Raw genomic sequence first — 20,883 nt, 5'->3', positions numbered from 1 at the left:
TTTCCTGGCGCAGGACTATACCCGAGGCGGGGACGGGCGTCAGCCCATGAGTGAGACAGCGTGCGGTTGATGGGCAAGGTAGCGTTGGCAGAAGGCACGAAAATCGGCAGCGGGCATCGGCTTGGCGTAGAAGAACCCCTGGATCTCATCGACGCCGAGATCGTAGACCACCGCCAGCTCAGCCGCCGTCTCCACCCCTTCGGCCACCACGGGCACCGCCAGCTTGTGGGCCAGATCCGTGATGCTGCTGACGAACAGCTGTTGGCGGGCGTGGCTGTCGATATCGCATATGAAGGACTTGTCTATCTTGATCTTGTTGAAGTTGAGCTCTTTGAGGTAGGCAAAGGAGGACCAGCCGGTGCCAAAATCATCGAGGGCAATGCGCACCGTCAGCTGCTGCAAAGCGGTCAGAATACGCTGGCTGAGCTCGAGATCGTCCAGGGCTATGGTTTCGGTCAACTCCAAAATCAACTGATCGGCACACAGTGGACTCGTCAGCAGCATGCGCGCCACCCGCGAGGGCAACTCCTCATTGAACATGGAGCTGGAAAGGTTGATGGAGATCTCCAGCTTCATCATCTTGCTGGGCGGCAGGGGTGCCAAGTCCTGGCTGACCTGATTGAAGATCCAGTCGCCGAGGCGCTCTCCCAGGCCATTGTCTTCGGCCAGGCTGATGATATCCGGCGGGCTGATGAAGCCGTATTGAGGATGTTGCCAGCGAAGCAGGGCCTCGGCGCCGAGCAGGTGACGCCCCTCCCGCTTGATGATGGGTTGATAGTAGAGACTGAGTTGATCACTCCCCTCTCCATCCAGATGATCACGTAACTCGGCCGCGAGTTGACGGCTGCGCTCATAACGGCTCAGCATGGCCTGATTGAACAGCTGGCTGCGGACCCCTTGCTGGCGGGCATTGTCCAGCGCAATGTCGGCAAACAGCATGATCTCTTCAACCTGGTGGCTGGCAGTCAGGCCCTGGCTGATCCCCATGCTCACCTTGACTCTGTGGGCCGGATCGGCCTGAAACACCAGTTGCTGCAGGTGAGCCAGCAGGCGATCCGGGTAATCCGGCTCCTGTTCACCGAAGTACGACAGGGCAAACTCATCACCGCCAATGCGCGCCACGAAGGCCCTGCCTGCGACGAACTCCTCGATGGCCCGGGCCACCGTCATCAGCAGGGCATCCCCCGCCGCATAACCCAGGCTGTCATTGACCTCCTTGAAGTGATTGAGTTCGAGCAGGCAGAGCGTCAGCGGGCGCTCCTGATTGACATCGCGCCGCGCCGCCTGCTCCAGCTCCCGGATAAAGGCGGCGCGATTGGGCAATCGAGTAAGAGGATCGTTCCAGGCCAGGAATTGATGGCGGCGGGTTTCCCGGAAAAGCATGTAGAGCATCACCAGGCCCACCAGCAACAGGCCGCTCAGCAACCAGAAATTGCTCTGCTTGGATTGCAATAATGAGACTCGCTGACGAATGGCGCTCGGGCCGGTGAAGTTCTCCACCATGAGGCCGCGAATGTCCGGCATCATCTCCTTGAGTCCCAATGCCAGCTTATCAAGGCCCGCAGACCCCGGATGGGGATCCAGCACATCCTGCTCATGGGCCTTGATCAGCGTGAAGATGCGTCCCACCTTGCTTTGTGCGTCAAAGTGCTGGCGGATGGTACTCGATTCGTCCCCATTGAGAAAAATCTCCAGCCGATTCCAGGCCAGATCGTAACGCTTGTTCAGCTCGCGCTCATCCAGATTGCCGCTCTGGTAGAGGGTGACCCCCTCCTGGAAGCTCTGCATTTCAAACTCCAGCTGGGCCAACGACCAGGCAGAGAGCTGGGTGTAGCGCACCAGCAGGGTGAAGGCGCGATCATTGCTCCAGGCCGACCAGATAGTGACCCCGAGAAAGGCCACCAGGATCAGGGCCAGGGAGGCAAACTTGCCGCGCACCATGCTATTGGGTCTCGCGCTGAGTCATTTGCCGCCCTCTCTGACGATGGCAGGGGTGCTTGCCAGGCACTGGGCAAGCGATGCGGGCCTTGAGCAAGAGGTGCCCATCGTCCTCCTTGCCCCGCGTCGCGAGGGGCCCGCCCCCCGTGTTCATCTGAGGCAGTCTTGCCAAGGCCCTGGCCAAACACTGCACCGCGCGCGCGCGGCCGCTCTCGTCACTGAGCATGATGTCCCTCTCCTGATCCAGGTGCTCCTGGCTCGCTCCTTGCCTGCGGCCGTGTCCCGCCAACAGCATGCCTAGTGGGCCCCAGCGTGCGACTCTGCTCATCATGCGGTTTCCTCCGAGCCTGAACACACCCTATCGATTTGATATTTCAACTTATAGTAAACCATAGTCGAATGGCAATCAGCGTCTCGAATGAGAGAGAACGGCGACCAATAATGCAGCAGACGCCCTCCCCTTGCCCCGCCAGCGTTGCAGTGGGTTCCCCATCTGTGCCAGCATTGGCGGCCCAAGGCCTCAGGGGCCATGTTTCACCGCGCAGCACCAGTAGAGACCCATGACACAGCCAACATTTTACTTCCACGATTACGAGACATTCGGGATAAGCCCGGCCCGGGATCGACCGGCGCAATTTGCCGGAGTGCGCACCGATGCGGATTTCAATCTGATTGGCGATCCCCTGGTCATCTACTGCAAGCCGCCAGCCGATTACCTGCCAAGCCCGGAAGCCTGCCTCATCACGGGGATCACGCCGCAAAAGGCGATGAAAGATGGCCTGTGCGAGGCGGACTTCATCGCCCAAATTCATGCAGAGTTCGCCAAGCCGGACACCTGCATTCTCGGCTACAACAGCATCCGTTTCGATGACGAGGTGACGCGCTACACCCTGTATCGCAACTTCTATGACCCTTACGCCTATGCCTGGCAAAACGGCAATTCTCGCTGGGACATCCTCGACATGCTGCGCGCCTGCTATGCGCTGCGGCCAGAAGGGATTGAGTGGGCCTTCGATGAGGAGGGCAAACCGAGTTTTCGCCTGGAGAAGCTGACCGAAGCCAATGGCATCAGCCATGCCAATGCTCACGATGCCCTTTCGGATGTGCTGGCCACCATCGCCATGACCAAGAAGGTGAAGGAGGCGCAGCCCAAGCTGTTCGATTACCTGTTTGCCCTGCGCAACAAGAACAAGGTGAAGGCGCTCCTCGATCTGGTCACCATGAAACCCCTGGTGCACGTCTCTGGCATGTTTTCCCCCTGGCAGGGCTGCGTGAGCTGGGTATCCCCCCTGGCGTGGCATCCCCATAACCAGAACGCCGTCATCATGGTCGATTTGACCCGGGATCCCACCCCCCTCATCACACTCAGCAGCGAGGAGATCCGCGAACGGCTCTATACCCGCAAGGATGAGCTGGGAGAGTTGGCAGGCATTCCGGTCAAGCTGGTGCACATCAACAAGTGCCCTGTGCTGGCCCCCGCGGCCACCCTGACCCCGGAGCGGGCCGACGCACTGGGGATTGACAGGGAACAGTGCCGCAAGAGCCTTGACCTGCTGCGTGCTCACCCACAAGTGCGCGAGAAGCTGGTCGAGGTCTTCAATCAGGAGTTTGAGGGGAGCCGCGACCTCGACCCCGACACCCAGCTCTACGCCGGTTTCTTCGGCCAGGGTGACAAAGCGGCCATGGACATGGTGCGCGCCACGGCCCCGGAGCTGCTTGGGGAACGGGAGTTTGCCTTCAGCGACAAGCGCCTGCCCGAGCTGCTGTTCCGCTATCGTGCCCGTAACTGGCCACAGACCCTGAGCGAGCCTGAACTCAAACGCTGGCGCCAGCATTGTAGCGACTATTTTGAATCCCAACTGCCGGACTATCTGCCCAGGCTAGAGGCGCTGGCGGAGCAGAATCAGGGTAACGAACGGAACTTTATCATCCTGAAGTCCCTCTACCATTACCTTGAAAATCTGTAACTTGTGACTAGTTTCACAGTTAAAGCCCTGTCGCCCAGCCCTGCTCACGCCATAATGGCAACAGGCCTTGATGACAGGGCAACCAGATCCAGCCAGAGGGATACCCCATAACAAGATGCGCGCTAACCTGCTTACTGCCAGCCTGTTTGGCCTGACACTGCTGACGCCCACCGTCTTCGCTGCCCCTCGCTTCGAGGTGCCAGAGTACCTGTTGCAGTTGCCACGCCAGAGCTATCAGTTGATACAGCAGAGTTTCAGCTCCCTCTACCAGCAGACCAACTTCACGCCCTCCATCACCAACAGTTACTTCAACTATTCGGATCTCTACAAGTTTGTCGGGGTGCCCCTGGCCATCACCCCCCAGGCCGGTTTTCAGCTGGAAGTGTTTGGCCAGCTCTATAACCTCGCCTCTCAAAGTTATGTGCACATGAGCCAGGACATGTCTCTCTATCGCATGCTGCGGGCAGATATGATAGGCAACCCGAACGATCAGATGGCCGTTGGCATGGGTCTGGGTGTCCCGCTCAGCCCCATGCTCACCGTCAAGGCCCTCGCCTCCACCAATCAGATCCCAGGTTACGGTCAAGCCAACTACGCCCTCGGCATCGAGTGGCGCTACTGAGTCGAATACCGCTCAACAATCAGGCTCCCACGGGAGCCTGATGTCATCCTGGCGCGGGTTCAGGCGTAGCGGATCACTCTCCCCTGACCGGCCTCCAGAATAAGCCACTCATCCACCCCGCTCGCTTGCCAGAAATCCACGCCCCCTGCCGGCACAGTCACCCTCTCTGGTTTATCGCGCCAGTTGAACAGACAGAGCAATCTGCCTCCCCCGGGCAAGGCGACCCAGCCGCGGCGAAATGCCATGGTGTCGAAGCAAGCGCCGGGGGCGCGCATCGCGCTCAGCGCCAACAGTTTTTGCAGGGCTGCCGCTTGTTGCTGGTCAAGATCCTGTAACCGGTCGCCAGCCAACACCAGGCCACCGCTGGCCACCAGGGCCGCCAGGTGGAATTCATAGTCATGGGGCTTTGCCTGCTGGCTCGGCAGATCCCGCAGACAGACGCAGTCGGGATCCAGTGCCCACAACCTGTCATTTTGCCAGCCACGGCAGAAGCTCTCCCTGGCTATCTGGCGAAAACGGTGACCACTGCGCTCCACGTCATCGCCCACCCGCATGCCATGCACCAGCCCCAGGCTCGGCCACAGCGGCGCATTACAGCCAAGCAGGAAGGCTCCCTCCCCGGCACCCGCCAGTATGGCCGTCATGCCACGGCGATAGGCCTGGATGCGGGTCGCGGCCTGATCAAAGAAACGGCCGCCATGAATGGCCCCCCAGAAGTTGGCATCCAGCTTGAAGTACTGGATCCCCCACTGCTCGCGCAGGGTGCGAAAGAGGTGCTGGAGATGAGCCTGTACCTCGGGGTGAGTCCCATCGAGTACATACCAGGGGGGACAACGCCAGCCGCCATAGGTCACCCGCTCGGCAGGGAGCGGTCGCCCATCTTCTCCTTGCACGAACCACTCAGGGTGCTCTTGAAACACCCGGGAGCCTGGCTCGGCGATAAAAGGGGCGACCCAGAGCGCCGGCTCACAGCCGCTGGCGCGGATCTCTGCCGCCAAGGTGGCAACCCCTTGTTCGAACTTGGCAGAAGGTATCAGCCAGTCTCCCATCCGGGCCTGATAGCCGTCGTCGATCTGCACGTATTTCAACGCAGGGAAGCGCGCGCCCCGCACCGCCAGGTTCTCGCGGATGTCCTCGGCACCCACCTCGCTGTAGTAGTGATACCAGGAGCACCAACCCGTTGGCCGCGCCTGCATCGGCGAAACCAGGGTGCCATGCTCGGTGCAGATCCTGTCGGCCAGCTCCGCCAGCAGCCGTTCGCGATCCGGCCCCGTCAGGCAGAGCAGCCCCTCACTCTGCCAATGCTGGCCGGGCCCCAACGCCCGCCCCTCGGTCCGCATCAAGATCTGCAGGCGACCGTCGGGGTAGAGGCGAAATTCGCCACCAAATTGCATGCAGCTGGTAAAGGCCAGCAGCAGCCACCCCTCGGGATGGGCAACCAGCAAGAGATTGTGAATGGTGTGAAAGCCGTCATCCTGGGTGATGCGATAGACATCGGCATCCGGGCAGCGCCCCACCGGCTCGGGCGACTGCCAGCGACCCATCGTCTGGGCCAGCATCTGGAACCCCTCACCATAGATGGCCGCATCCAGCGAGATGCCGAGCGAGCCATCAAACAACAGCCACTCATCGACTGCCGCAGGCTCAGGCCCCAGGTTGTCCAGCCGTACCCGACACAGGGGCCCCTCCCACTGCCGGGTCTGCAGCATGCTGTCGGATTGGGCCAGATCCGCGGGCAGCGCCCGTAACCGGGCGAGGAGTGATGATGACATGGCGGTTTCCTTGGATAAGTGCAGGGAGTGGCACTCATGGTGCTGCGCGAATGGTCGTTCAACATGCGCGGCGTGAGAGCCCAACCCTGCTTGTACCATAAGTGAGTCAGTTGGCCCTGTCCTGCGGCCCCTGCACTCTGCTAAACTGCGACCTCGCTCACAGCTATCCAATGAGGCTCAAGTGCTAGCCCAACGCGCCTTGATCTACCTTCGCGACTTCATGGTCATCATCGCCTGCCTGCTGACAGGCAAAGCCCTGGCGGCCCTGCTGCCCTTCGCCTTCCCCGGCAGCATACTGGGGCTGCTGATCCTCTTTGTGCTGCTCTCCCTGCAAATCGTCAAGCTAGGCTGGGTCGAGCAGGGGGCCGGCCTGCTGCTGCGTCACATGGGCGTCCTGTTCGTGCCCGTGGCCGTCGGCCTGGTCGCCTGGCTAGCGCCACTGAGTCAGTCCATCGAACTTATCTTGCTGTGCGTCGTGGTTGGCATCGTGCTGATCCTGGCCGTGGTGGGACGCCTCTATCAGCACATGAATCGACAGATGAATCAAAAAATCAAACAGGGGGTGGACTCATGATCTGGCTGGCCCTGCCCCTGACCCTCGCACTCTACTTTCTGACCCGGGTCCTCTATCGCCGTCTGCCCTGGCCCATCATCAACCCTGTGCTGATCCCGACCCTGGTGATCATGGGGATCATCCTCGGATTCGACCTCCCCTTCAGCGACTATCAGCAGGGCACCCGCCCCATCACGGCCCTGCTCGAGCCCGCCGTGGTGGCCCTTGCCCTGCCGCTCTATCAACAGGCACGCCAGATCCAGGCCAGGCTCAAGCCCATTCTGATCTGCACCCTGGCCTCGGTCTTGATCTCGGTGTGTACCACCTTAGGGATCGGTTACTGCATGGGGGCAGAGCCGGCCCTGCTGGCGTCGCTGGCCACCAAATCGATCACCACCCCCCTGGCCATGAGCGTCAGCCAATCCTTGGGGGGCATACCGGCCATCGCCGCCGCCGTGGTGGTGGTGGTCGGCATCATAGGTGCCCTCATCGGCTATCCCCTGCTCAAACTGCTGCGCGTCACGGATCCCGAGGCTCAGGGACTCGCCATGGGGGCCTGCGCCCATGCCATTGGCACCGCCGCATCCGCCGAGCAGGGCATTAGCCAGGGTGCCTTCGCCTCCCTCGCCATGGTGATGTGCGGCATACTGACTGCCGCCGTGGCGCCGCTGCTGTTCGCCCTCTATCACTGGCTGGTTCCTTGAAATCCGATGGCGGCTGTCCAGGCCGCCATCGCTGTTCCACAAGCCCCAATGAGTCGCGGCGGCTCTCCCCCGTCATTCTGTCCAGACTTGTCTGCCCCACTCTTAGCGCGCTTAGAGGTACGTTAACCCTGGCCGCCGACAATCCACTGGCAAAGCAAACGTTTCCCCTTCCCCGTAACCCTGGCAGCACGAGCAAGCTGTGAGTTAGTTCACACAAATGACCTCAACCACTCCCTACAATGTCCTCCCAATTGGCCCATGAGGACAGATAGATGCATCCCCGCTTTGCCAAGATACTCGACCAGCTGCCGACCTCTCTGAGAGACGCCGTGACCCCCATGCTTGGGGATGACTTTACCGCCAGCTTCAGCCCGGCGCAGATCCAGCAGTTATTAGCAGCCAGCCAGCTGGCCGAGCGCGAGCTGCGCCTGGCCCTGTTACCGCTGGCCGCCGCCTGTTCGGTGGCTCCCATCTCCCGCTTCTTCGTCGGCGCCATCGCCTGTGGCCTCAGCGGTCGCTGGTATCTGGGTGCCAACATGGAGTTTGCAGGGCAAGGGCTGTTCCACTCGGTCCACGCCGAACAGTCTGCCATCTCCAATGCCTGGTTAGGTGGCGAGACCGGGATCAGCGAGATCACGGTCAACTACACCCCCTGCGGCCACTGCCGCCAGTTCATGAACGAGCTGAGCACCGCCAAGGAGATGAAAGTTTCTCTGCCCGATGCCATCAGCACCCTGCAGGCCTTCCTGCCCCACTCCTTCGGCCCGGCAGATCTCGAGATCAGCGATGCCCTGATGAGCCCCCAGCATCATGATCTGTCCCTCTGCAGTGACGATGCCCTGGTGCTCGCCGCCCTGACCGCCGCCCGCCAGAGTTATGCTCCCTACAGCCAGGGCTACGCCGCCGTCGCACTGGAGTTCAATGACGGACGCATCTTCTGCGGTCGCTATGCCGAGAACGCCGCCTTCAATCCCAGCCTGCCCCCCATGCAGATGGCCTGCGCCCATGCGGTGCTCAATGGCGCCGATCTTTCTGAGGTGCGCCGGGCCGTCCTGGTGGAGAACAGCAAGGGCCAGATCAGCCAGCAAGATGCGGCCAGATCGGTGCTCAAGGCCCTGGGCAAGGTCGAGCTGGAATACCAGGCAGTCTAACCCCGTCACAACTTGTCAAAAGGGAGCCTGATCCGCTATCAGGCTCCCTTTTTTGGTTCTGCCCCACAGTATCTGTCAGCATAAAAAAGGGCCCGCTGTTGCGGGCCCTTGTCATGTTGTCCGAGGCGGATGATTACTCTACCGCAGACTCCACATCGGTGAAGTACTCAATCTTGGCGGACTTGCGCAGCCCCTCGACCAGAGACTTGTAGCTCGCCTGTGCCTTGCCCTGACCGAGCTGCCCTTGCAGCATGGTCAGCATCTGGGACGCCTCGGCAGGTACGTTGACCTGGTCCAGAGCAACGATGACACGGTCACCATTGGCCTCGGTCACCAGATCCACACTCGGCTTGCCGTCGATCGGATGGGGCAGACGGAAGGCATCGGCCAGCAGGTTCTGATCCAGATCCTGAGCGAAACGGGCGACCCCCTTGTGGGTTTCAGACTTCAACCCCAGCGCCGTCAGTTTGGCACTGATCTCTTCCCCGGCCTTGATCTGCTCGAGCAGACCCTGGGCCTTGCCACGGGCAATCTCGCTCGCCTTGTCGTGCGTGATGGCAGCAACGACCAGATCCTTCACCTCGGCCAGCGGCTTGGCAGCCTTGGGCTGATGACCGGTCACATGCAGCACCAGCGCTTTGCCATCGGCCAGCTCGATCACGTCCGAGTTGGTGTTCTCCTCGCGCAGCTGCTCGGAGAAGGCGGCATTGAGCGCCTTGCCATCATTGAGCGGCGCCGGGGCATCGGCCTGGCTGAAGTAGTCAACCGACTGCACCTTGAGACCCAGGGCATCGGCTGTCATGTCCAGCGAGTCCGGGTTCTCGAAGCTGGTATCGGCCATCTTCTGCTGCAGATTGAAGAACTGCTCCTTCGACTTGTCTGCCTGCAGACGAGCGATGGTGTCGTTCATCACATCGTCAAACGGCTTGGTCTGTGCGGCTTGCACGCCCAGCAGCTTGATGATGTGGAAGCCAAACGGGCTCTTGACCACGGCGGAGAGATCTCCCTCTTTGCCAAGGGCGAAGGCGGCTTGCTCGAAGGCCGGATCCATGACGCCCTTCTCGAACCAATCCAGTTCGCCGCCCTGTTTGGCGGAGAAGGTGTCAGAGGAGTTGGCCTTGGCCAGGGCTGCAAAATCGGCCCCGCCCTTGAGCTCGGTCAGCAAGCCCGCGGCTTTCTGCTCGGCGGCTTTCTCATCCTTGCCAAGGGGGATCAGGATATGAGCCACATGGCGACGCTCGGCACGCTGGAACAAGTCCTGATGCTGATCGTAGTAATCCTTGGCTTCCTGCTCGGTCACCTTGATCTCTTTACTCAAGCTGGCGGCATCGAGCAGCAGATAATCGACCTTGACCTTCTCATCGCTCATGAAGCGGGTGCTGTTGCTCTTGTAGAACTGTGCCACCTCTTCATCGCTCACCTTGACCTCGCCCAGATACTTGTCGGCGGCCAGGCGCACCAGACGCAGATCCCGGGTCTGGTTATAGAGTTTGTCGAGCTGCTCGGCTTCACTCTTGAGGGCGAATTCAGTGCCCAACAGGGCGCCGACCAGTTGCTGGCGTACCATGTCCTGGCGCAGGGAGTCGCGGAACATCTCGGGCGTCATGTTGGCGCGGCGGATGAGTTGCAGATAGAGGTCGTTATCGAACTTGCCCTCTTTGGCAAATTCCGGCATGGCGACGATGGCCTGCTTGATCTGTTCGTCACTGACTCGCAAACCCAGCTCATGGGCCTTGGTATCGACCAGCGCCTGATCGATCAGGCGATCGAGCACGCTGCGGCGGAACTGTTTCATGTAGTCAGGGTTGGCGGCCAGCTGGTTGAAGGCTTCTCCCATCTGGGATTCCATGCGGGCGCGCTCATTACGATAGGCATTTTCCAGCGCCTGCTGGCTGATTTCAGTCCCGTTGACGATAGCGGGTGCGGTACGAGCAGGGCCATTGAGGTAGCTGCCTACCCCGGCCAAGGCGAAGGAGAGGATGATCAGGCCCAGGATTACCTTGGCGACCGTGCCCTGCGCGCCTTCGCGTAGTTTGTCCAACATCATGTGTGTACTTATGCTCCCGAACTCGATGGGCATGAATAATGAAAAGGCGCACCGATTGCGATGCGCCTTGGTCAATCAGTATGAGGGAGAGCCCTCTAACTTTGTCTGGTCTGCGACCAAGGACGGAGCCGACAGGATCAGCAACCGACTCAGTTTACAGCGTCTTTCAGAGCCTTACCGGCCTTGAAAGCAGGCACTTTGCCTGCAGCGATCTCGATGGTCGCACCAGTTTGCGGGTTGCGGCCAGAACGGGCAGCACGCTCACGAACAGCGAAAGTACCGAAACCAACCAGAGCAACCTGGTCACCCTCTTTCAGGGCTTCGCCTACGGCATCAATGAAAGCATCCAGCGCACGGCCAGCGGCGGCTTTGGAGATATCAGCGCCGTCTGCAATTTTGTCAATCAGTTGAGATTTATTCACTCTTATATTCCCCTTTTATCGAACATCGCTGCGGCAGTGATTTCCCTGGCCACAACAAGTGGAGGTTTTATAGCAAGCCTCCTGGCCAGTTGCAAGTGACAATATGGCGCAAACCCGCGCCACATCACGCATTGCGACTGATCATGAGTACCGGATCGGGGGTCAAGGCTACTGCCGTTATCCGGCGCTTGCAAGCCTTAACCCCCGAGCACGTGCGCCAAGTTTGCGGCGCATCAACTTTTATACGACAGAAACGCGTTCGAAACCCTGTGGATTGTCCTGCAACGCCAGCTCCAACACCTCATCAATCCAGCGAACCGGATAGATTTCAAGATCTTGTTTGACGTTGGCCGGGATCTCTTCCAGGTCTCGTTCGTTATCTTTCGGGATCAGCACCCGCTTGATGCCACCGCGATGGGCTGCCAGCAGCTTCTCTTTGAGGCCACCGATGGGCAACACTTCGCCGCGCAGGGTGATCTCCCCGGTCATGGCCACGTCGGCGCGGACCGGGTTGCCGGTCAGGCTGGAAACCAGCGCCGTGCACATGGCGATACCGGCGCTCGGACCATCTTTCGGGGTTGCCCCCTCCGGCACGTGCACATGGATATCGCGCTTCTCGTGGAAGTCGGCGTTGATACGCAACTTCTCGGCGCGAGCCCGCACCACCGTCATGGCGGCCTGGATGGACTCTTGCATCACATCACCCAGGGAACCTGTGTAAGTGAGCTTGCCCTTGCCTGGCACATTGGTGGTTTCGATGGTGAGCAGATCGCCCCCCACTTCGGTCCATGCCAGACCACATACCTGACCAATCTGGTTCTGATCGGCGGCCTTGCCGTAATCGAAACGCTGCACCCCCAGGTACTCCTTGAGGTTGTCCTGATTGACCAGAATATGCTTGATGCTCTTGTCCAGCAGGATGCGTTTGACCGCCTTGCGGCAGATCTTGGAGATCTCGCGCTCCAGGCTACGTACCCCGGCTTCGCGGGTATAGTAGCGAATGACACCGACCAGCGCGGAATCCTCTATGGTGATCTCCGCCGGTTTCAGGCCATTGCGCTGGATCTGCTTGGCCACCAGATGCTGCTTGGCAATGTTGAGCTTCTCGTCCTCGGTGTAACCGGACAGACGGATCACTTCCATCCGATCCAGCAAGGGACCCGGGATGTTCATGGAGTTGGAGGTGGCCACGAACATGACGTCCGACAGGTCATAATCCACTTCCAGATAGTGATCGTTGAAGCTGTTGTTCTGCTCGGGATCCAGCACTTCCAGCAAGGCGGAAGCGGGATCACCGCGCATGTCCGAGCTCATCTTGTCGATTTCATCGAGCAGGAACAGCGGGTTCTTCACGCCGACTTTCGCCATCTTCTGGATGAGCTTGCCGGGCATGGAGCCGATATAGGTGCGACGGTGACCGCGGATCTCGGCCTCGTCTCGCACGCCGCCCAGCGCCATGCGCACATATTTGCGGCCGGTCGCCCTGGCAATGGATTGACCGAGCGAGGTCTTGCCCACACCGGGAGGCCCAACCAGGCAAAGGATGGGACCCTTGAGCTTGTTGACTCTCGCCTGTACCGCCAGATATTCGAGGATGCGATCCTTGACCTTCTCCAGGCCATAATGATCCGCATCCAGCACCTCTTGCGCCTTGCCAAGGTCTTTCTTGACCTTGGAACGGGTACGCCAGGGCACCTGCACCATCCAGTCCACATAACTGCGCACTACGGTGGCTTCGGCCGACATCGGCGACATCATTCTCAGCTTGGCAAGTTCTGCCTGAGCCTTGTCATGGGCATCGGCAGGCATGCCCGCCTCTTCAATCTTGCGACTGAGCGCCTCGAACTCATCCGGCGAGTCTTCCAGCTCACCCAGCTCTTTCTGGATGGCCTTCATCTGCTCGTTCAGATAGTACTCGCGCTGGCTCTTCTCCATCTGCTTCTTGACCCGGGAGCGGATGCGTTTCTCGACCTGCAACAGGTCAATCTCCGACTCCATCATGGCCATCAGAAACTCGATGCGCTCGGACACAGAGGCGATTTCCAGCACCTTCTGCTTGTCTTCCAGCTTGAGCGGCATGTGGGCCGCCATGGTATCGGCCAGGCGCGCCGCATCGTCGATCGCCGAGATCGAGGTGAGCACCTCGGGCGGGATCTTCTTGTTGAGCTTGATGTAGCCTTCGAACTGACCGATGGCGGAGCGCACCAGCACTTCCTGATCCTGCTCTTCGATAGGCGTGGAAGCGATGTATTCGGCCTCCCCCACGAAGAAGTCCTGATCATCGATCATCTGTTCGAGACGCGCACGCTGGCCGCCTTCGACCAGTACCTTGACGGTACCGTCCGGCAGCTTGAGCATCTGCAATATGTTGGCCACAGTCCCGACCGAGAAGATCTCCTCGACGGTTGGCTCATCGGTTGACGCATCTTTCTGGGCTATGAGCAGGACTTTCTTGTCTTGCTCCATGGCCGCTTCAAGACAGCGAATGGATTTTTCCCGCCCCACGAAGAGTGGAATGACCATGTGGGGGTAAACCACCACGTCACGAAGAGGCAGGACGGGAATCTTGATGCGTTCTGAACGCTCTAGGTTCATATATGTCCTCTCGGCTTGTTATACCGTTGGCAAAGCGCTTGGCTGAGTATATGGGGGCGTAAAGATGAGATTCAATCGCCTTGGCCGTAAAAAGCAAGAAAGGGGCTAAATGCCCCTTTCATCTGATTAAAAATCAGTCTGTTACTCTGACGCAGCCGCCTGGGTATCGTTATTTTCGTAGATCATCAGGGGCGCAGAATCCCCCTTGATCACCGTCTCGTCGATCACCACCTTGCTGATCCCGTCCAGGGACGGCAAGTCATACATGGTATCGAGCAACACGGCTTCGACGATAGACCGCAGACCCCGGGCACCGGTTTTACGCTCCATTGCCTTGCGCGCAATGGCGTTCAAGGCATCGTCACGAAACTCCAGTTCCACTCCTTCCAGATCGAACAGGGCCGCGTACTGTTTGGTCAGCGCGTTCTTCGGCTCTTTGAGGATCTGGATCAGGGCCGCTTCATCCAGTTCGGTCAGGGTCGCCACCACCGGCAGACGGCCGATGAACTCGGGGATGAGACCGTACTTGATCAGATCTTCCGGCTCCACCTTGGCAAAGGTCTCGCTCAAGGAAGCCTTGGCATCCTTGGATTTGACCTCGGCGCCAAAGCCGATACCCGCACCCTTATGGGAACGCTGCTCGATCACCTTGTCCAGGCCGGCAAAGGCGCCGCCACAGATGAAGAGGATCTTAGAGGTATCAACCTGCAGGAACTCCTGCTGCGGATGCTTGCGACCCCCTTGCGGCGGAACAGAGGCAACGGTGCCTTCGATCAGCTTGAGCAGGGCCTGCTGTACCCCTTCCCCGGACACGTCGCGGGTGATGGAGGGGTTGTCCGACTTGCGGGAGATCTTGTCGATCTCGTCGATGTAGACGATGCCACGCTGGGCCTTCTCCACGTCATAGTCGCACTTTTGCAGCAGCTTCTGGATGATGTTCTCCACGTCCTCCCCCACATAACCGGCTTCGGTCAGTGTGGTGGCATCGGCCATGGTGAAGGGCACATCCAGCAGACGGGCGAGCGTCTCGGCCAGCAGGGTCTTGCCGCTACCGGTCGGGCCAATCAGCAGGATGTTGGACTTGCCGAGCTCGACACCACTGCCATCGCCGCTGTTACGCAGACGCTTGTAGTGGTTGTAGACGGCGACCGCCAATACCTTCTTGGCATACTCCTGACCGATGACATAGTCATCCAGGTGCGCACGAATTTCGTGAGGGGTCGGCAGGGCATCGCCATCACGCTTGGGAGAGATCTCGCGGATCTCTTCACGGATGATGTCATTGCACAGCTCGACGCACTCATCGCAAACGTAGACGGAAGGGCCAGCGATCAGCTTGCGCACTTCATGCTGGCTTTTGCCGCAAAAAGAGCAGTAGAGCAGCTTGTCACCTTCACCCTTGCGTTTCTCTGTCATTCAGCAACCTCGTTGTATCAATAGAGGATGATCAGTCTGCTGAGTTTACAACAGACCGGTGTACCCTGCTTTAGGCGCGCTGGTTAAACACGCCATCCACCAGGCCATAGGCCATTGCCTGCTCTGCCGACATGAAATTGTCACGGTCGGTATCACGCTCTATGGTCGCCATGTCCTGGCCGGTGTGGAAAGCCAACCGCTCGTTCAGGGTATTCTTGATCTTGAGGATCTCCTGGGCATGGATCTGGATGTCCGATGCCTGGCCCTGGAAACCACCCAGCGGTTGATGGATCATCACCCGGGCATTGGGCAGGCAGAAACGCTTGCCCTTGGCACCACCCGCCAGCAGGAAGGCGCCCATGGAGCAGGCTTGCCCCATACAGACGGTGCTCACATCCGGCTTGATGAACTGCATGGTGTCATAGATAGACATGCCTGCCGTCACCGCGCCGCCTGGAGAGTTGATATAGATGGAGATGTCTTTATCCGGGCTCTCGGACTCGAGGAACAAGAGCTGGGCTACGACCAGATTGGCCATGTGATCTTCAACCGGACCGGTCAGGAAGATGACCCGCTCCTTGAGCAGACGGGAGTAGATATCATACGAACGCTCGCCCTTGGCAGTCTGCTCGACCACCATGGGGATCAGGGCATTGCGGGGAGAATCTGTCACGTCGTTATAGTTTTTGTACATAAGGCATTGTCCCTAAAATAAAATGGCCCGAGTGGACATCACACGAGCCATTATACTTAACAGTGTTGACCTTAAGTCAAATCTTCTTAGGCAGCGGCGCCAGACTTGTTGATCACGTCGTCAAAGGCCACTTCTTTTTCGGTCACTTGCGCCTTGGAGAGGATCAGGTCGATGGCTTGATCTTCTACTGCCAGGTTGCGAACGCCATTCAGCATCTGCTCATTCTTCTGGTAGTACTCGATCACTTCCTTCGGATCTTCGTAGGCGGTGGCCATGGACTCGATCAGTGCGGTAACGCGTGCGTCATCAGCCTTGATCTCGTTGGTGCGGATGACATCACCCAGCAGCAGACCGACGCGCACGCGGCGCTCAGCCTGAGCCTGGAACAGCTCAGCCGGCAGCTCGGGCGCTTGACCACCCTGGAAACCACCGAAACGCTTCAGTGCCTGCTCACGCAGGGCATCGATCTCTTGCTCGACAGCTGCTTTAGGCAGATCGATCTGGTTGGCTTCAACCAGGCCGTTCAGCACTTGCTCTTTCACGCTGTTTTTCAGGGCTTGAGTCAGTTCGCGTTCCATGTTTTTACGCACTTCAGCTTTCAGGTCGTCTACGGAACCGCTTTCGATACCGAAACGCTTGACGAACTCTTCAGTCAGCTCAGGCAGCACCTGCTCTTCAACCTTGTTAAGCTTGGAGGCAAACTTGGCCGCCTTGCCTTTGAGGTTTTCAGCGTGGTAGTCAGCCGGGAAAGTCACCTCGATGGTGAACTCGTCGCCCGCTTTCTTGCCAAGGATGGCGTCTTCGAAGCCCGGGATCATGCGGCCAGCGCCCAGCTCCAGGGTGAAGCCTTCAGCCTTGCCACCGTCGAACTCTTCACCGTCGATGGAACCGACGAAGTCCATGGTGACACGCATGCCGCTGGCGGCCGCTGCGTCAACATCAGCCCAGGTGGCGTGCTGCTTGCGCAGGGTCTCGATCATGTTGGCCAGGTCGGCGTCCTTGACGGAGGCAACCGGCTTCTCAACCTTGATGGCTTCCAGACCGGCAACTTCGAATTCCGGGTAGACTTCGAAGGTGGCGGTGAATTCGAAATCTTCGCCTTCCTTGATCTCTTTCGGATCCATGGTCGGGGCACCGGCCGGGCTCAATTTGCTCTCGATGATGGCTTTGATGAAGTTGTTCTGCATCATCTCATCGGCAACGCGGGCATGAGCCATGGCACCGAACATCTTCTTGATGATGGCTACCGGAGCCTTGCCAGGACGGAAACCGTCGATGCGACGAGTCTTGGCCAGGCCATTCAATTCTTTACGCACGGCGGCATCAACAGCGGCAGCCGGTACAGTGATGGTAAGACGGCGTTCCAGACCTTGGGTTGTCTCTACAGAAACTTGCATTCTTTTACCTCGTTCAACTCAGCACTGTGTGCTGACCCTTTATTGCCCCTGGGTCGAGACCCGGAGTCTTCCTGTTTATAAAGACAACGACTGTCTTTGTGATGAGAAAATATGACGCGACATTATAGCGGCGCACTTTGGTCACGTCGAGCCGCAGAGCCCCACATCCCTGCCCCTGATACGGCAATGAGTGCAATTCTGTGGTGGATATGGGGCAAGCTGGGGCCAACTTCAAGGGTAAAGGGTGCAAGAATTTGCACTGGCTCACTTTTTCTTCGATAAATCGAACGAAAATACCCCCGCTGCGCCACAGGCTGCGACTCTAATTGACCGTTCACTATGGCAAGGCGCCTATTCACATATTGCGTCCCCCGCCCCGCGCGGCTATGGTGGCAACCAATCTGGATTTGGAGTCAAACTGATGGGCTTTTTTCGCGTTGTGTTCAACCTGCTGTGGTTCTTGCTCGGTGGTGTCATCATGGGACTGGCCTGGTGGCTGGCGGGATTGATCTGCTTTATCTCGCTCATCGGCATTCCTTGGGGCCGCTCCTGCTTCGTGATCGGCACCTTTACCTTCTTCCCCTTCGGCAAGCAGGCCGTGAGCCGCAAGAGCATGATGGGCCAGGGAGACATAGGTACCGGGACGCTAGGCCTCATTGGCAACATCATCTGGTTCCTGGTGATCGGCATCTGGCTCGCCATCGGCCACATCGCCTCGGCGCTGGCGTGCTTCGTGACCATCATCGGCATTCCCTTTGGCATACAGCATCTGAAGCTGGCACTGATTGCCCTGGCCCCCATAGGCCAGATGGTGGTCACCAACCAGGAAGCGGAATCTGGTCGTTATATTCGCTGATGAAGAATCACCATGCAGGCGATGCCTGCGGGGTAAAAAAAGGGCAGACTAAGGTCTGCCCTTTTTTATTGCCATAGCTCGAGGTCATCCATGCTGCCCAGCCACTTCTTTGCCAATCTCTCCCGCATGAAACTCATCTATCGCTGGCCCTTGATGCGCAACATACAGCCGGAGAACATCGCCGAGCACAGCTTGCAGGTCGCCATGGTGGCCCATGCGCTGGGGCTCATCCATAACCGCCTGTTCGACGGTCAGTTCGATGCCAACAGCGCCGCCGTCATGGCGCTCTATCACGACAGCAGCGAGGTGTTGACCGGGGACCTGCCCACGCCAGTCAAGTACTTCAACCCGCAGATAGCCAAGGAATACAAGAAGATAGAGCTGGCCGCCGAGCAGAGACTGCTGGCTCTTTTACCCCCCGAACTGGTCGAGGATTTTCGTCCCCTGCTCGATTCCGCCGCCCAGGACAGCGCGCTCGGTCGGCTGGTCAAGGATGCCGATACCCTCTGTGCCTATACCAAGTGCCTGGAGGAGATCAACGCCGGCAACCGGGAATTTGAGCCCGCCAGAAAACGCCTGGAACAGATGCTTGAGCAGCGCATGAGCCCGGCCATGCGCTACTTTATCGATGTGTTCGTGCCCAGCTTCTCCCTTCCTCTCGATGAACTCAGCGGTCACTGACCCGCCTGCGCTGCAAATAGAAGAAGGGCCCTGCCGGGCCCTTCTTCATTTCCGCCATTGCTATTCGTGAGCAACGCGGTTCATCACGTATCGTTCGATCAGTGCCCCAGCTCCCGGGACGGCACCAGAGCGCTCGCCCGCCAGGCCGGATAGAGGGTCGCCAACAGGCTCATCAAGATGGCCGCCCCGGTGACGATGGCCATGTCCTGCCAATGCAGCTCGGTGGGCAGAAAATCGATGAAATAGATATCGGGGTTGAGGAAGCGATGGCCGATCACCCCCTCGATGGCACTCAGGATCTGGGTCAGCTTGCTCGACAGCAGGCCACCCAGCAGCGCCCCCAACAGCGCCCCCAGCACCCCGTTCACCATGCCCTGGATGACGAAGGTGAGCCGGATCTGGCCGGGGCTCGCCCCCATGGTCTTGAGGATGGCAATCTCGCTGCGCTTCTCGTTCACCGCCATCACCAGGGTGGAGACGATATTGAAGCAGGCCACCCCCACCACCATCAACATCACCACATACATGACGGTGCGCACCATCTGGATGTCCTGATAGAGATAGCCCTGGCTGTTCATCCAGCTGCGGATATAGACGTGATGGGGGAAACGCTGGGCCGCCGCCACCGTGATGGACTGCGCCTTGAGCACATCATCCACCTTGAGGCTGAAACCCTCTACGTCCGTGCCCATGCCGGAGATGGCCTGGGCATCATTGAGGTGCATGAAGCCGAGCAGGCCGTCGAGCTGACCGCCGAGTTCGAGTAAGCCGACCACGTGCAACGCTTCGCGCCTCGGGTTCTTGATGCCGGCGGCGTCGCCGCCCTGAGGCAGCAAGATGGCCACCTGATCGCCGATGCCGACCCCCAGCTTGTCCGCGATGGTCTTGCCGAGGATGACCCCACGCTCACCGGCCTTGAGTTCGCGAAAACCCCGCCCTGTCATGAAGTTGCCCGCATCGGAGAGATTGGCTTCGAGCTCGGGCAGCACGGCGCGCAGCTGCACCCCCTTGAGGGCGCTGCCATGTTCGAGCAGGCCGTTGAGGCGAATGACCGGGGCTGCGGCCTCGATGCCGGGCTGAGCCAGCAGATAATCGCGCAGCCTGGGCCAGTCGGGCAGCGGTGTCTCCACCGCATCCAGCTCCCCATGGGGAATGACGGCCAGTACCCGGTCTTTGAGCTCACGCTCGAAGCCGTTCATGGCCGAGAGCCCCAGGATGAGCGCCATCACCCCCAGGGCGATGCCGATGAGCGACGAGGCGGAGATAAAGGCAATAAAACCGTTACGACGGCGGGAGCGACTGTAGCGCAGGCCCAGAAACAGGGGCAGCGGCTTGAACATCAGGCGACCTCCGCCATGACACCGTTCACCAGATCCACCCGGCGGTGCAACTTTGCCGCCAGGCTGAGATCATGGGTCACCACCACAAAGGCGGTGCCGAGTTCGCGGTTCAACTCGCACAAGAGCTCATAGACGGCGGTGGCACTGGCGTGATCCAGGTTGCCGGTCGGCTCATCCGCCAACACCAGGCTGGGCTCATTGACCAGGGCACGGGCGATGGCCACCCGTTGGCGCTCACCACCCGACAGCTCGGAGGGTCTGTGATGCAGACGATGGGAGAGCCCCACCCGGGCCAGCATCTTGCTCGCCTTGTCACTGGCCGTGGCAACGGATTCACCGGCGATGAGCAGCGGCATGGCGGCGTTCTCCAGGGCCGTGAACTCGGCAAGCAGGTGGTGGAACTGGTAGACGAAGCCCAGCTCCTGATTGCGGAATTTCGCCTGGGTACGGCTGTCCCAGTGATGAATATCCTGCCCCTTGAACTGCACTGAGCCGCTCGACGGGTTGTCAAGGGCGCCCATCAGGTGCAGCAAGGTGGTCTTGCCCGAGCCCGAGCTGCCCACCACGGCCAGCATCTCGCCGGGGGCGACGCAGAGATCGATCCCCTTGAGCACCTGGGTCTCCAGCTCCCCCTCTTGATAGACGTGATTGAGCCCCTGGCAACGCAGCAGGGGTTCTTGCAACAAGGGCTCATTCATAACAGGGACTCCACTCACATCGGGGGTAGA

17 protein-coding genes are annotated in these 20,883 nt (G+C 59.6%); 7 read left to right on the top strand and 10 right to left on the bottom strand.

Annotated elements, in window-relative coordinates; all coding sequences use genetic code 11:
* Positions 1 to 39 precede the first annotated feature (39 nt).
* Positions 40 to 1,941, bottom strand: a complete 1,902-nt coding sequence (locus BN1130_RS15925; protein ID WP_042043138.1) for a putative bifunctional diguanylate cyclase/phosphodiesterase — start codon at positions 1,939 to 1,941, stop codon at positions 40 to 42.
* 557 nt (positions 1,942 to 2,498) lie between these two features.
* On the opposite strand from BN1130_RS15925, the gene sbcB reads away from it, so the two are divergent.
* A complete protein-coding gene (sbcB, locus tag BN1130_RS15915) occupies positions 2,499 to 3,905 on the top strand; it encodes an exodeoxyribonuclease I (RefSeq protein WP_042043136.1) in 1,407 nt (468 codons plus the stop codon).
* A gap of 115 nt (positions 3,906 to 4,020) precedes the next feature.
* Positions 4,021 to 4,527: a hypothetical protein gene (locus BN1130_RS15910; protein WP_042043135.1), complete on the top strand. Its 507-nt coding sequence runs from the start codon at positions 4,021 to 4,023 to the stop codon at positions 4,525 to 4,527.
* Between the two features lie 59 nt (positions 4,528 to 4,586).
* Here the strand turns inward: BN1130_RS15910 and BN1130_RS15905 are convergent, their stop codons facing one another.
* Entirely contained in the window at positions 4,587 to 6,299 is a 1,713-nt protein-coding gene (locus BN1130_RS15905; RefSeq protein ID WP_042043134.1) for a glycoside hydrolase family 36 protein, read from the bottom strand.
* A gap of 181 nt (positions 6,300 to 6,480) precedes the next feature.
* Between BN1130_RS15905 and BN1130_RS15900 the strand changes: the two genes are divergently transcribed.
* The 3 genes from BN1130_RS15900 (at position 6,481) to cdd (ending at position 8,707) form a co-directional block, all read left to right on the top strand.
* Positions 6,481 to 6,873, top strand: coding sequence for a CidA/LrgA family protein (locus tag BN1130_RS15900; protein ID WP_042043133.1), 393 nt, complete (start codon positions 6,481 to 6,483; stop codon positions 6,871 to 6,873).
* Positions 6,870 to 7,556: an LrgB family protein gene (locus tag BN1130_RS15895; RefSeq protein ID WP_042043132.1), complete on the top strand. Its 687-nt coding sequence runs from the start codon at positions 6,870 to 6,872 to the stop codon at positions 7,554 to 7,556. The genes BN1130_RS15900 and BN1130_RS15895 overlap by 4 nt, the downstream gene beginning before the upstream one ends.
* A 272-nt stretch (positions 7,557 to 7,828) precedes the next feature.
* Positions 7,829 to 8,707, top strand: a complete 879-nt coding sequence (gene cdd, locus BN1130_RS15890) for a cytidine deaminase (protein WP_042043131.1) — start codon at positions 7,829 to 7,831, stop codon at positions 8,705 to 8,707.
* Between the two features lie 133 nt (positions 8,708 to 8,840).
* Here the strand turns inward: cdd and ppiD are convergent, their stop codons facing one another.
* The 6 genes from ppiD to tig all read right to left on the bottom strand — a co-directional run bounded on the left by ppiD (position 8,841) and on the right by tig (position 17,278).
* Positions 8,841 to 10,754 (bottom strand): peptidylprolyl isomerase, encoded by a 1,914-nt coding sequence (gene ppiD / locus BN1130_RS15885; RefSeq protein ID WP_042043130.1) that lies wholly within the window; start codon positions 10,752 to 10,754, stop codon positions 8,841 to 8,843.
* Positions 10,755 to 10,903: 149 nt separating this feature from the next.
* Positions 10,904 to 11,176 (bottom strand): nucleoid-associated protein HU-beta, encoded by a 273-nt coding sequence (gene hupB / locus BN1130_RS15880; RefSeq protein WP_005315375.1) that lies wholly within the window; start codon positions 11,174 to 11,176, stop codon positions 10,904 to 10,906.
* A 240-nt stretch (positions 11,177 to 11,416) separates the two neighbouring features.
* Positions 11,417 to 13,771 (bottom strand): endopeptidase La, encoded by a 2,355-nt coding sequence (lon, locus tag BN1130_RS15875; protein ID WP_042043129.1) that lies wholly within the window; start codon positions 13,769 to 13,771, stop codon positions 11,417 to 11,419.
* Between the two features lie 141 nt (positions 13,772 to 13,912).
* Complete coding sequence (clpX, locus tag BN1130_RS15870) at positions 13,913 to 15,187, bottom strand: ATP-dependent protease ATP-binding subunit ClpX (protein WP_042043128.1); 1,275 nt, start codon at positions 15,185 to 15,187, stop codon at positions 13,913 to 13,915.
* A gap of 70 nt (positions 15,188 to 15,257) precedes the next feature.
* Positions 15,258 to 15,881 carry an ATP-dependent Clp endopeptidase proteolytic subunit ClpP gene (clpP, locus tag BN1130_RS15865; protein ID WP_042043127.1) on the bottom strand — a complete coding sequence of 208 codons (624 nt, stop codon included), beginning with the start codon at positions 15,879 to 15,881 and terminating at the stop codon, positions 15,258 to 15,260.
* 86 nt (positions 15,882 to 15,967) lie between these two features.
* A complete protein-coding gene (tig, locus tag BN1130_RS15860) occupies positions 15,968 to 17,278 on the bottom strand; it encodes a trigger factor (protein WP_042043126.1) in 1,311 nt (436 codons plus the stop codon).
* A gap of 421 nt (positions 17,279 to 17,699) precedes the next feature.
* Here tig and BN1130_RS15855 point away from each other — a divergent pair, with 421 nt between their 5' ends.
* Complete coding sequence (locus BN1130_RS15855; protein WP_042043125.1) at positions 17,700 to 18,134, top strand: YccF domain-containing protein; 435 nt, start codon at positions 17,700 to 17,702, stop codon at positions 18,132 to 18,134.
* 90 nt (positions 18,135 to 18,224) lie between these two features.
* On the top strand, positions 18,225 to 18,815 hold the full coding sequence (yfbR, locus tag BN1130_RS15850) for a 5'-deoxynucleotidase (RefSeq protein ID WP_042043124.1): 591 nt from the start codon (positions 18,225 to 18,227) through the stop codon (positions 18,813 to 18,815).
* Between the two features lie 98 nt (positions 18,816 to 18,913).
* Here yfbR and lolE read toward each other — a convergent pair whose 3' ends face one another.
* Together lolE and lolD are read right to left on the bottom strand one after the other, a co-directional pair.
* The gene (gene lolE, locus BN1130_RS15845) at positions 18,914 to 20,155 is read right to left on the bottom strand and encodes a lipoprotein-releasing ABC transporter permease subunit LolE (RefSeq protein WP_042043122.1); all 1,242 of its coding nucleotides are present in this window, start codon (positions 20,153 to 20,155) and stop codon (positions 18,914 to 18,916) included.
* Entirely contained in the window at positions 20,155 to 20,853 is a 699-nt protein-coding gene (gene lolD / locus BN1130_RS15840) for a lipoprotein-releasing ABC transporter ATP-binding protein LolD (protein ID WP_042043120.1), read from the bottom strand. The genes lolE and lolD overlap by 1 nt, the downstream gene beginning before the upstream one ends.
* Positions 20,854 to 20,883 lie beyond the last annotated feature (30 nt).

The organism is Aeromonas rivuli, assembly GCF_000820045.1.
GTDB classification, from domain to species: Bacteria; Pseudomonadota; Gammaproteobacteria; order Enterobacterales; family Aeromonadaceae; genus Aeromonas; species Aeromonas rivuli.
Note: the sequence above shows the minus strand (reverse complement) of the source record. Positions and strands in the feature narration are given on the sequence as shown.